Origin of the sequence: Arthrobacter sp. Rue61a, assembly GCF_000294695.2 — a bacterium.
In the GTDB taxonomy this organism is placed as follows: Bacteria; Actinomycetota; Actinomycetes; order Actinomycetales; family Micrococcaceae; genus Arthrobacter; species Arthrobacter aurescens_A.
This window is the reverse complement of the sequence record NC_018531.1, coordinates 2,350,495-2,362,525: the sequence shown is the minus strand read 5'-3', so window position 1 is coordinate 2,362,525 and position 12,031 is coordinate 2,350,495. Positions and strand designations below refer to the sequence as shown.

Sequence of the window (12,031 nt, the reverse complement as noted above, 5' to 3'; positions counted from 1 at the left end):
GCCGTCGAGTGTCCCCGCCGCGGCAGTATTTCAAAGGAGAAATCATGGCTGAAAGCCTTGGCGTCGCGGTCATCGGCGCAGGTATGGCCGGAAAAGCCCATGCAGCGGCCTACCGGGCAGCGTCTACCCTCTACAGCCCGGTGCTCCCGCAGATCCGGCTGGTCTCCATTGGTGACGTGAACGCCGAATTCGGCTCGCTGGCAGCCCGTCGCTTTGGGTACGAGCGAAATGACACCTCATGGCAGGCCATCGCAGAAGCGGATGATATCGATGTTGTGAGCGTGGTCATCGCAAACTCCCTGCACCGCGAGGTGGTGGAAGGCTTACTGTCCGCCGGCAAGCACGTGTTGTGCGAGAAACCGTTGAGCGATTCGCTGGAAGACGCCCGTTCCATGGCCGAAGCTGCCCGCAACGCAAGCTCTATCGCGCGCATCGGCTTCACCTTCCGCCGAACCCCGGGCATTGCCTACATCCGGGAGCTCATCCAGAACGGCACCCTGGGAAATGTCCTGCACTTCAGCGGCCGTTACTGGACCGACTACGGCTTCAGCCCCGAAGCTCCGATGAGCTGGCGCTACAAAGGCGGCCCCGGCTCAGGTGCGCTGGCCGACGTCGGAAGCCACCTGACGTACGTCTCCGAATTCCTCTGCGGTGACATCACCTCAATCAGCGGTGGGCGACTCACCACTGCGATCGACAAACGACCGTTGCCGCTCAGCGCCGTCATGGGCCACGACCACGTGGCCGTCAGCGACACTTTCGAAGTCGTCGAGAACGATGACTACGCTGCATTCAACGCGGAGTTCGTAAACGGTGCCGGCAGCTTCGAGGTGTCACGCGTCGCGGCAGGACATGCCAACAGCCTCCAGTTCGAGGTCTTCTGCGAAAAGGGTGCGGCCAAGTTCGACCAGCGCCGTCCCTCGGAAATCCAGCTGTTCCTCAATGATGGTTCAGGCAACGAGAACGGCTACCGTCAGGTCATCCTCGGCCCGGGCCACCCGTACATTTCCGGGGGCCTTGCCATGGACGCTCCCGAGGTCGGCTTCGGCCAGAACGACGCCTTCGGTTACCAGGCCCGGGCGTTCCTCGAGGAAGTTTCAGGCCTCAGCGAGAGTACGTCACTGCCGCGCTGCGCCACCTTCGACGACGGTGTGCGCAATATGGAACTGCTCAGTGCCGTCACCGAGTCGGCCCTTGACAACGGAAAGAAAATCACGCTATGAAACTCGGTGTCTACAACGCAATCCTGCACGACCGCCCGCTCCCCGATGCCCTGAAGGTCATTGCTGACCTTGGACTGACCGGCATAGAGATCAATACCGGTGGATTCCTCCCCGCCGTCCACGTACCCACCATGGACCAGGTCCTGGAAAGCGACGCTGCCCGCGACGATTTCCTGGGGCTCTTCGAAGGGACCGGCGTTTCCATCGCTGGCCTGAACTGCAATGGCAATCCCCTGCACCCGAAACGTGAAATCGGCGAAAAGCATGCTGAAGACATCCGGAGCTCCATCCGGCTGGCACATCGACTGGGACAGAACCGGGTAGTCACCATGTCAGGCCTGCCCGGGGGCGAACCAGGGGCCACCACTGTCAACTGGGTAGTCAACGCCTGGAACTCAGCGGCACTGGACGTGCTGGACTACCAATGGGGCGTCGCTGCGGACTTCTGGAAGGAAACCGACCGCCTCGCTGCCGATCACGACGTCAAGGTTGCCCTTGAACTCCACCCGCAGAACATCGTGTTCAATACCGCTGATGTCCACAAGCTCATCGAGCTCACCGGCGCCACGCATGTTGGCGTGGAACTGGATGCCTCGCACCTCTTCTGGCAGCAGATGGATCCGGTTGCCGTCGTCCGGGAACTCGGTCCCCTGGTATTGCAGGCCGCCGCCAAGGATGTCCGTGTGAACACAGAGAACGCGGCTCTCTACGGAGTGCTGGACAACAGCTTCCGCCGGCTCTCGCCGGATGAGAACCGGACAAACCTTGGCGGGGACGAGTGGGCCAACGAATGGCCCAAGAACTCCGCGTGGGACTTTGTGGCCCTCGGCCGTGGACACGACACCGCGTTCTGGACAGAGTTCCTTCGCGCGCTGCATGAAGTGGACCCGGACATGCTGGTCAACATCGAACACGAAGACGTCTCCTTGGGCCGCATCGAAGGCCTCCAGGTAGCCGCGAAGGTCCTGCTCGACGCCGACGCAGCACTCTCGGCCTCCTTGAACCCAACGGCCTGAGACTTCATTGCCCGGAACCCCAGGGGTTAACCGCCGGGCCTGGATGGGGACGGCGCTCATGCGCCGTCCCCATCTTTTTACCTCCCGGATCACAAATGGAAGGATAGAAAATGCGTCTTGGCATAGTTGGATACGGAGCAGGCGGGAAGTACTTCCATGCACCGTTCATTGAAGCAGCTGAAGACATCGAACTGGTGGGGATTGTAGCCCGCTCGGACGCAACAAAAGCCTCAGTGGAGTCGGACTTCCCGGGGCTGCCCACCTACGCGAGCCTCAGCGAATTGTTCGCCGCCGGAGTGGATGCCGTCACCATCACCACCCCGCCGCACACCCGGCACGACTTGGTCATGGACGCCATCAACTCCGGCGTCCATGTTGTGGCCGACAAACCCTTCGCCCCTACCGCAGAGTCGGCGCGTTCGCTGGCGGAGGCTGCGGAGCGAGCAGGAGTGACCCTGAACGTTTTCCACAATCGTCGCCGTGATGCAGACATCCTGACACTTGCAAAGGTCCTGGAATCAGGAGAGCTGGGCGAGATATGGCGGGTTCACTCGATCATGGACCAGGACAACGCCGACAGCTTGGAGCTCGGTGCGGCCGGAGGGTTGCTGCGTGACCTCGGCAGCCACCTTGTTGACCAGATGTTGTGGCTCCTTGGTCCGGTGAGCCACGTCCACGCCACCCTCGATTGGACGGACCGGTTTGGAGAGCGTACGGATTGCGGTTTCTTCGTCACCATGACCCACACTTCCGGAGCGGTCTCCACAGTATCCGCCAGCAAACTCAACCACTCCACCACCAGGGAACTACGTGCTTATGGCAGCCGGGGAAGCTACGTCGCGTCAGGTTCGGACGTCCAGGCGGACGCCCTCCTGGCGGGACGCCGACCGATATCCGAGCCCGAAACCTGGGGAATCGATGCAGCCGAACATTGGGGTACGTTGTCCCTCAAAGACCGCCGCGGGACCGTTCCGTCGGAGCAAGGAAACTACACCGGCTTTTACACCGAGTTCGCGCGGGCCGTCCGCGGCGACGGCCCTGAACCTGTGCCGGCGTCCGAAGGCATCCGTACGTTGGAAGTCCTGGACGCGGCACGCCGCAGCGCGCTGGAAAATGTTGTGATCGCACTCTGAAGTTTCACTGCTCCATGGCGCAGAAAACGCCCGATGCCTGCCGGCGTCGGGCGTTTTCTTTGTGGTGACCGCGGGAGTAGAGGAGGGGTTGCTACCGGCCCTTACTTTGTGCGGGCGACGTAGTCCACCATCGTCTTGAGCTGGTAGCGGGAGACGTCTTCCGCGTTCTCGTCCTCGGCGAAAACCGAAGAGACCATCACGGTGTTCTCCTTGTCCAGGAAGCCGATCTCCTTCAAGCCCCCAAAGAACTCGTCCCAGTTCACGTCGCCGTCGCCGATCTTCAGGTGCTGGTGAACGCGGACGGCGTTGCCGGGAGGGTTGGTGATGTAGCGGAGGCCGTGGGAGGCGTGGTGGTTCATGGTGTCCGAGACGTGCACCAGACGAAGCTTGTCCCCCGCGGCCCGCATGATCTCCAACGGCTTGTTGCCCATGTGGAAGCTGTGTGAAGCGACGTAGACCATGCCGATGTTCGTTGAGTTGACGCCCCTGATAACGCGGAGTGCGGCCAGGCCATCCTCCACGAAGTCGTCCGGGTGCGGATCAATCAGGACGTCCAGACCCTCGCGTTCGATGATCGGGAGCAGCTCCTCCATGGAGCGGTAGAACGCGCGCTCGGACTCCTCGGCTTTCTCCGGACGGCCGCTGAACTCTGTGTTCATCGTCTGGACGCCGAGATCCACGGCAATCTGGATGGCTCGCTTCCAATACCGGACTGCGGCCTCGCGGGCGTCCTCGTCCGGACCCGACCAGCGCAGGACGGGTAGGACCGAGGCGATTTCGACGCTGGCGTCCTTGCAGGCTGCCTTAAGTTTGCCCACGAGTTCGTCATCGGCCTTGGGGTGGTTGAAGAACGGGATGAGGTCCGCATGCGGGGTCATCTGCAGGTACTTGTAGCCAAGATCTGCAGCAACGCGGGGAAACTCCAACAGGGTGTGGCTGTGGTGGAACGGTGTGGGATCCAGTGCAATTTTCATGGCGGCTATCCCCTACTTGTAGAGATCCGGCTTGGTGTTCAGCTGGACCTTGACCTTCTCGCCCGACTTCTGGGCCTCGACCCCGGCCTCGCAGCAGGCTGCGGTGGCGTAACCGTCCCAAGCGGTTGGACCGCCGATTTCGCCGCGAAGGGCGGCGTCCACCCAAGCCTGCACCTCGACGTCGTACGCCGCTCCGAAACGCTCTTCAAAACCGGGGGTGACGTTGCCGCCCCACTTGCCCGCGGTCTGGACGTACGGGCCGTTGTCACTCCCGATGCTCACAATGCCCTCTTCGAAAGACGCTTGCGTGGCCACCTGGTAGCCGAACTTGGCGTTGACGTAGATTTCGACGTCGGCCAGAACACCGGACTCGGTTTCCAGCAGCACGTGCTGGGGGTCATGCTGGCCGCTGGGCGCACTGCGGGTGGGCTTGCCCAACCGGACCTGGACGGAGGTGATTTCTTCACCGGTGAAGAAACGGATCGCGTCGAATTCGTGGACTACGGAGTCGTTGATCAGCATCTCGTTGGTGAAGCCCTCGGGCGTGCTCGGGTTGCGATGCTGGTGGTGCAACATCAACAGCTCCCCCAATTCGCTGTTGCGGATAATCGCACCCAACGCCGAGTATTCGGCATCGAAGCGGCGCATGAAGCCCACCTGGATGCGCTTATGGCCCAGCGCCTGCTCAGCCTGGACAACCTTCCAGGCACTCCCGGCGTCCGGCGTCAGCGGCTTCTCGCAAAGAATCGGGAAGTCCTTCTCCAGTGCCTTGTACAGGATTTCCTCATGGAGGAAGCCCGGGGTGGCGATCAAGACGGCATTCACGTCGCCGTTGTTGAGCGCTTCGTCGGCACTGGCAAGCGCAACGGCGCGGTCGATGCCTTCAATTGCGGCTTGCGCGCGGGCCAGGTCAACGTCGACGACGGCGGCTACTTCAGCGCCGTGGATGCGCGTGCTGAGGCGCTTGATGTGGTCCGCACCCATGCGGCCTGCGCCGATGACGGCAACGCGGAGAGTCTTTGTCACTGTATCTGTCCTTCGTGAAAGTTGGTTTGCTAGTGGACGGCGTTACTGAATCCGGGTGCGGGATCCGCAGGAAAGCAGGTAATTGCGGGTCCGCTTGGCGATGGGCATCGGAACATCGAACGCTACCGGGTACATGTCCTGTTCCACGATGCCGAAGATGGGCCTGTTGAGTCCCTCTACGGCTTCGATGACCGCGCGCAGGTCCGGAAGGCCGTTCGGCGGTTCGGTCATGACGCCGGCCAGGTTGGCAGCTGCCCAGGTCATGTTCTTCTCATTGACCTCGGCAAGGATGTCCGGGTTGATCTGTTTGAGGTGCAAGTAGCCAATGCGGTCCGGGTAGTTTTTGATGAGTTCCAGGCTGGACGCCCCGCAGTATTCAGCGTGCCCCGTATCCAGGCAGAGGTTCATGTACTGCGGATCCGTTGCAGCCAGCAGGGTTTCGATGTCGCTCTGTGCACCAACATGGGAGTCCGCGTGTGAGTGGAACTGCTGGTGCAAACCGAAGTCTTCGAGGAGCACCTTGCCCATGCGGTTGTGGCCGGCGAAGAGGTCTGCCCACTGTTCGTCGGAAAGTTCACCGTTCTCCACTGCCTCACCGGTGACATCATCGCGCCACATCGCGGGGATGACCACGATGTGTTCACCGCCCATGGCCGCGGTCAGTTCGGCAACTTTACGGGCGGGCTCCCAGGCTTCGTCGTACTGCTCGGCGCCCCGGTGGAAGGCCGTGAAGACCGTTCCGGCTGTAACCTTCAAGTCGCGCTGCTTGAGTTCCTCGGCCAACCGCGTGGGATCGTTCGGCAGGTAGCCGTACGGACCCAGTTCAATCCATTTGTAGCCGGACTCTGCAACTTCATCCAGGAAACGCTCCCACGGAGTTTGCTGGGGGTCATCGGCGAACCACACACCCCAGGAGTCCGGGGCGGTACCAATGATGAGCTTGTTCTCGACGTCAGTCATGACAACGGTGTCTTTCTCTAGCAGGGCCCACGCCGCCAGGGTTACCTGGCCGAGCTTGCGAGGCGAGGGCGGCGGTGGGGATTCTAGTTGGAGGGGAAGTTGTAGGAGGCGCCGGAGGCGTGGGTGGGTTCGGGCCAGCGGGAGGTGATGACCTTGCCGCGGGTGTAGAAGGACACGCCTTCGGGGCCGTAGATGTGCTTGTCGCCGAAGAGGGAGTTCTTCCACCCGCCGAAGGAGTGGTAGGCCACCGGGACGGGAAGGGGGACGTTGATGCCCACCATGCCCACGGTCACCGAGCGCTGGAACTTCCGTGCGTTCGCACCGGAGGAGGTGAAGATCGCGGTGCCGTTGCCGTAGGGGTTGGAGTTGATCAGCTTTATGCCGGCCTCGAGGTCTTCGACGCGGACCACTACCAGGACAGGTCCGAAGATTTCCTCGGTGTAGGCGGTCATTTCGGTGCTGACGTGGTCGATCACGGTGGGGCCAACCCAGAAGCCCTCTTCGTGGCCGGGGACCACCAGGTCGCGGCCGTCAACGACCATTGCTGCGCCGGCGGTTTCGGCCTCGGTGACGATTTTGACGATGCGTTCCTTGGAAGCCGGGGTGATGACCGGACCCATGTCGGCGTCGGGTTCGGTGCCGTTCTTGACCTTGATGGCCAGGGCGCGTTCTTCGACCTTCTTCACGATCAGGTCAGCGGCATCTCCGACCGCCACGGCGACGGAGATGGCCATGCAGCGCTCCCCCGCTGAGCCGAACGCGGCAGCTGCGAGGTGGTCGGCGGCGTTGTCGAGGTCGGCGTCGGGCATCACGATGGCGTGGTTCTTCGCACCGCCCAGGGCCTGGACGCGCTTGCCGTGCTTGGTGGCGGTCTCGTGGACGTACTGGGCGATCGGGGTGGAGCCGACGAAGGAGATGCCGTCCACGTCCGGGTGGGTCAGCAGGCCGTCAACGGTTTCCTTGCCGCCGTGGAGGACCTGGAACACGCCGTCGGGCAGGCCGGCCTGCTTCCAGAGCTTTGCCAGGAGCATCGGGGCGGAGGGGTCACGTTCGGAGGGCTTGAGGATGAACGCGTTGCCGGTGGCAATGGCCATCGGAGCCATCCACAACGGCACCATGACCGGGAAGTTGAACGGGGTGATGCCCGCAACAACGCCCAAGGGTTCGCGGAAGGAGAAAACATCGATGCCGGTGGAGACCTGGTCCGAGTAGTCGCCCTTGAGCAGCTGCGGAATGCCACAAGCGAACTCGATGACCTCCAGGCCACGGCCGATCTCACCCTTCGCATCGGAAAGGACCTTGCCGTGCTCGGCGGTAATCAACTCAGCCAGTTCGTCCACGTGAGCGGCGACGAGCTCACGGAACTTGAACAACACCGCAGAGCGCTTGGCCAGGGAAATGTCACCCCACGAATCCGCCGCCTTGCGGGCCGCGGAAACGGTGGTGTTCAGGTCAGCCTCGTTGGCCAGGCGCAGCTCAGCCGCAACCTGACCGGTGGCCGGGTTGAACACGGGCTGGGTGCGGTCCCCTTCGCCTGTGGTCTCGGCGCCGTTGATGAAGTGGTGAATGGTGGTCAGTGTGGTCGTCGTCGACATGTGCGGACTTCCTTTTAGTCTGTGGCTTTTAGGGCGGGGCTGTGACTAGCCGAGCAGCTTGCGCTGGCGGTTCTTGTGGTCGGTGTACGTCTTGTAGGCCTGCTGGGTGGATTCGAGGTCTGAGACCTGTGAGACGGGAACGTCCCACCAGGACTCGGAGCTCGGGGCGTCCAGCAGCGGATCGGATTCGACGTGGATGACGATCGGTCCGGTTTCCGGGGCGGCCTTGGCTTCCTTGATGGCGGCGCCCAGCGAATCAATGACGTTCTCGCCAGGTTCGATCCGGATGACCTTCGCGCCCAAGGATTCTGCGTTGGTGGCGAGGTCGATGGGAAGGTTCTCGCCGGCGTCGAAGCTGTGCTGTTCCTTATTTAGGACGCGGTACTGCGTGCCGAAGCGCTGGGAACCGAGGGACTCGGAGAGCGAGCCGATGGAGGCATAGCCGTGGTTCTGGATGAGGACCACGATCAGCTTGATGCGTTCGGCGACGGCGGTGACCAGTTCGGTGTGCATCATCAGGTAGGAGCCGTCCCCCACCATGACAACTACGTCCCGATCCGGTCCGCCTGCTGCGGCTTCGGCCAGCGCTGCACGCTTGACGCCCAAGCCTCCGGGGATTTCGTAGCCCATGCAGGAGTACGCGTACTCCACGTGGTAGCCGAACGGGTCGCGTACGCGCCACATCTTGTGCAGGTCGCCGGGCAGCGAACCGGCGGCGCAGATGACGACGTCCTGGTCATCCATTGCCTTGTTGGTGGCTCCGATGATCTCGTTCTGGGCCGGCAACGGCGTGAAGCGGGTCTCGAAGGCCTCGTCCACGATGGTGTTCCAGCGCTTCTTCTCCGCTGCGACCTTCTCTTCCAGGTCGGCACCCACCCGGTAACGACCCAAGGCCTGGTTCAGCTTTACCAGGGCCTTGCGGGCGTCAGCGACGATCGGCAACGTGGTTCCGTGCTTGTACGCGTCGATCGGGGCGACGTTGATGTTCACGAACTTCACGTCCGGGTTCTGGAACGCCGTACGGGACGCGGTGGTGAAGTCCTCGTACCGCGTACCGATCCCGATGATGAGGTCCGCTTCGGCTGCGATGGCGTTGGCCGCCGTCGTGCCGGTTGAACCGATGGCACCGAGGGAGTGCTTGTGGTCCCACGGCAGGACGCCCACGCCGGCCTGTGTGTTGCCAACCGGAATGCCCGTCAGCTCAGCGAACGTGGCAAGTTCGTCGTTGGCGTAGGCGTAGAGGACGCCGCCGCCGGCAATGATCAGCGGGCGCTTCGCGGCGCGGATAGCCTCCACGGCGCGGCGGATGTCGTCATCCTCGGCCTCGGGACGGCGGATCCGCCATTCACGCTCGGTCAGGAACTCTTCCGGGACATCGAAGGCCTCAGCCTGGACATCCTGTGGCAGCGAAATGGTCACCGCGCCGGTCTCAGCCGGGTCCGTCAAGACACGAAGTCCGTGGTGGAACGCGGAGAACAACTGCTCCGGACGCGAAACCCGGTCGAAGAACTTGGACAGAGGACGGAAAGCATCGTTGACCGTGATGTCGTAGGCGTACGGGAGTTCCAGCTGCTGGAGTACAGGGTCCGCCGCGCGTGTGGCGAACGTGTCACTCGGCAGCAGCAGGACGGGCAGGCGGTTGGTGGTGGCCAAAGCGGCACCTGTCAGCAGGTTCGAAGAACCCGGGCCAATCGAGGTGCTGATCGCGAAGGTCTGGCGGCGGCGGGTATGACGTGCATAGCCCACAGCCTGATGCACCTGGGCCTGCTCATTGCGGCCCTGGTAATACGGCATGATCGCAGGATCCGCAGCCTGGTACTGCTTCAACGCCTGGCCCACACCAGCCACATTGCCGTGCCCGAAAATACCGAACGTGCCCGGAATCAACCGCTCACGGTACTCCACACCATTGATGGAATCCACCGTGTATTGCTTGGAAAGGAACTCGACCACGGCTTGGGCCACGGTCATCCGACGGGTTGCTGTTCCCATGGTTTCTTACTCCGATACTTTCACGGGGATGCGGTTGGACGATGGGCGCTCTGCGGTAGCCGGTTCGACGATTGCCGGGACGGGCCCGCTGTTGTTCAGCAGCGAGGCGGCCGTCGCCACGGCCCCTGCAACATCGCCGTCGTGCGGGTACAAAAGGGTCCGCCCGACAGTGAGGCCGCGAACGCCGGGCAAGGCCAGGGCTGCCTGCCAGCTGGCGAAAACCTCGTCCGGACTGCCGTCAGGATCACCACCCAACAGCACGGTAGGCATGGTGGTGGACGCCATGACGCGTTCCATCTCAGCCACCACCGGCAGTTTCATCCAGGTGTAGGCGCTGGTAGAGCCAAGGCCCTCGGCGATGCCAACGGACTTGATCACCGCGTCAGCGCGGAGGTCGTTGCGGACTTTGCCGTGAGCGTCACGGACCGACAGGAATGGTTCCACCATGGCTATGAGCTTGCGCTCGGCCAGCGAATCAATGGCTTTGGCGGTGGCTTCGAGAGTGGCCACGGTGTCCGGGTCACCTAGGCAGATGCGCGTCAACATCTTGCCGCCATCAGCGCCGAGTGCCTCCAACGCAGCTGCAGTGTGCCCGGTGAAACGGTCATCGAACTCATTGACCAAACCGGCCAAGCCGCCACGGTTCATTGAACCGAAGACGAGCTTGCCCTCCAAAGCTCCCAGCAACAGGAGGTCATCCATAATGTCAGGCGAAGCCAGGATGCCATCAACGGCTGGGTTCGCCAACGCGATCTGCAGGCGGTCCAAAAGGTCGCGGCGGTCAGCCATCGCCATCGGCCGCGTGCCCACCGACAAAGCGCCCCGTGCCGGGTGATCCGCGGCGACAATGAAATTCTGGGCATCATGTTTCAATCCCGGGTGGCGGCGGCGCGTGGCCGCGGCACGGGCGACGGCCTCAGGGTCCTCCAACCGGATTCGACTCAAATGCTCGTAACGGCGTGGGTCATCATTGAGGCTCAACGAACTGCTCCTTCTGCAAGTGTGGAGGAGGCTGCAAGGGTGGCGCCGGGTATGGGGCGGCCGCGTTCGGCGAGCAGCGAGGTGACCTCGTCCGGCGTCGGCATCGCGTCCGCGCAGGAAAGGCGGGAGGCGACGATCGCTCCCGAAGCGTTGGCGTAGTCGAGGACTTCGGACAACGGCCAACCGGACAGCAGTCCGTGACAGAAAGCGCCGCCGAAGGAGTCGCCGGCGCCCAGGCCATTGACGGTTTCCACCGGGACAGGCGCCGAGACCACGCGTTCCGTGCGGGTCTTGGCCATCACGCCTTCAGCGCCAAGCTTCACGACGGCGATTTCGGCGCCGGCGGCCAGCAAGCGGTCTGCCTGCTCATCGGGCGTTCCCTCACCCACGGCAACAGCGCATTCCTTGTCGTTGCCGATCGCGACAGTGACGTGCGGGAGGATCTTGGCGACCTCGGTGCGGGCTTCTTCTTCGGACGACCAGAACATAGGGCGGTAATCCAGGTCCAGGATGGTGAACTGGCCTGGCTTCAAGCCGGTCCGGGGACGGGCTTCATGGGCAGCGATGTGCGCGCTGCGGCTGGGCTCCTGGCACAGACCGGTGACGGTGGACCAGAAAATACCGGCGTTCCCAATGGCCTCCAGGTCCAGCTCTTCGGCTTTGATCTGCAGGTCGGGCGCCGTGGGGAAGCGGCCGTAGAAGTAGAGCGGGAACTCGTCCGTTGCAGGCTTGATCGCGCAAAACGTCACTGCCGTGGGGTACTGAGCCACCGGGGAAACGAACGAATCGTCAACGTTGAACTTGTGAAGTTCGCGGTGCAGGTACTTCCCGAAGGCGTCGTCGCCGGTGCGGGTGATGACACCGGTGCGGCGGCCGTGGCGCGCAGCGGCGACGGCCACGTTGGAAGGGGAACCTCCCAGGTACTTGCCGAAGGACGTCACGTCCTCCAGGTCCACTCCGATGTCATTCGGGTAGATATCAACGCTGATGCGCCCGATCGTAAGCAGTTCGTGGGTCACGGTGATCGTTGACCTTTCTCTTGTGAACTCTGAACCTTTGAGCGCTGGGCCCCAATGCCTTGCCACCCCTCAGTGAGCGGGGCCACATGACTACTTTGCACCAGATTTAATG

General features: G+C 62.8%; 10 protein-coding genes. 3 read left to right on the top strand and 7 right to left on the bottom strand.

What is annotated here, in order from left to right; genetic code table 11:
- Positions 1-44 precede the first annotated feature (44 nt).
- The 3 genes from ARUE_RS10710 (at position 45) to ARUE_RS10700 (ending at position 3,372) form a co-directional block, all read left to right on the top strand.
- Positions 45-1,223 (top strand): Gfo/Idh/MocA family protein, encoded by a 1,179-nt coding sequence (locus ARUE_RS10710; RefSeq protein ID WP_187329938.1) that lies wholly within the window; start codon positions 45-47, stop codon positions 1,221-1,223.
- Positions 1,220-2,239: a sugar phosphate isomerase/epimerase family protein gene (locus ARUE_RS10705; RefSeq protein WP_014921797.1), complete on the top strand. Its 1,020-nt coding sequence runs from the start codon at positions 1,220-1,222 to the stop codon at positions 2,237-2,239. Before ARUE_RS10710 ends, ARUE_RS10705 begins: the two co-directional genes overlap by 4 nt.
- Before the next feature lie 110 nt (positions 2,240-2,349).
- A complete protein-coding gene (locus ARUE_RS10700; RefSeq protein WP_014921796.1) occupies positions 2,350-3,372 on the top strand; it encodes a Gfo/Idh/MocA family oxidoreductase in 1,023 nt (340 codons plus the stop codon).
- A 101-nt stretch (positions 3,373-3,473) separates the two neighbouring features.
- Here ARUE_RS10700 and ARUE_RS10695 read toward each other — a convergent pair whose 3' ends face one another.
- From ARUE_RS10695 to iolC, 7 genes are all read right to left on the bottom strand, one after another.
- Positions 3,474-4,346, bottom strand: coding sequence for a sugar phosphate isomerase/epimerase family protein (locus tag ARUE_RS10695; protein WP_014921795.1), 873 nt, complete (start codon positions 4,344-4,346; stop codon positions 3,474-3,476).
- Between the two features lie 12 nt (positions 4,347-4,358).
- Positions 4,359-5,372, bottom strand: a complete 1,014-nt coding sequence (locus tag ARUE_RS10690; RefSeq protein WP_011774671.1) for a Gfo/Idh/MocA family protein — start codon at positions 5,370-5,372, stop codon at positions 4,359-4,361.
- 42 nt (positions 5,373-5,414) lie between these two features.
- Entirely contained in the window at positions 5,415-6,332 is a 918-nt protein-coding gene (locus tag ARUE_RS10685; protein ID WP_014921794.1) for a sugar phosphate isomerase/epimerase family protein, read from the bottom strand.
- Positions 6,333-6,415: 83 nt separating this feature from the next.
- Complete coding sequence (locus tag ARUE_RS10680; RefSeq protein ID WP_014921793.1) at positions 6,416-7,927, bottom strand: CoA-acylating methylmalonate-semialdehyde dehydrogenase; 1,512 nt, start codon at positions 7,925-7,927, stop codon at positions 6,416-6,418.
- 45 nt (positions 7,928-7,972) lie between these two features.
- The gene (gene iolD / locus ARUE_RS10675; protein ID WP_014921792.1) at positions 7,973-9,919 is read right to left on the bottom strand and encodes a 3D-(3,5/4)-trihydroxycyclohexane-1,2-dione acylhydrolase (decyclizing); all 1,947 of its coding nucleotides are present in this window, start codon (positions 9,917-9,919) and stop codon (positions 7,973-7,975) included.
- Positions 9,920-9,925: 6 nt separating this feature from the next.
- On the bottom strand, positions 9,926-10,900 hold the full coding sequence (locus tag ARUE_RS10670) for a Cgl0159 family (beta/alpha)8-fold protein (protein WP_011774667.1): 975 nt from the start codon (positions 10,898-10,900) through the stop codon (positions 9,926-9,928).
- The gene (iolC, locus tag ARUE_RS10665; RefSeq protein WP_043470213.1) at positions 10,897-11,919 is read right to left on the bottom strand and encodes a 5-dehydro-2-deoxygluconokinase; all 1,023 of its coding nucleotides are present in this window, start codon (positions 11,917-11,919) and stop codon (positions 10,897-10,899) included. Before iolC ends, ARUE_RS10670 begins: the two co-directional genes overlap by 4 nt.
- Between the last annotated feature and the right edge of the window lie 112 nt (positions 11,920-12,031).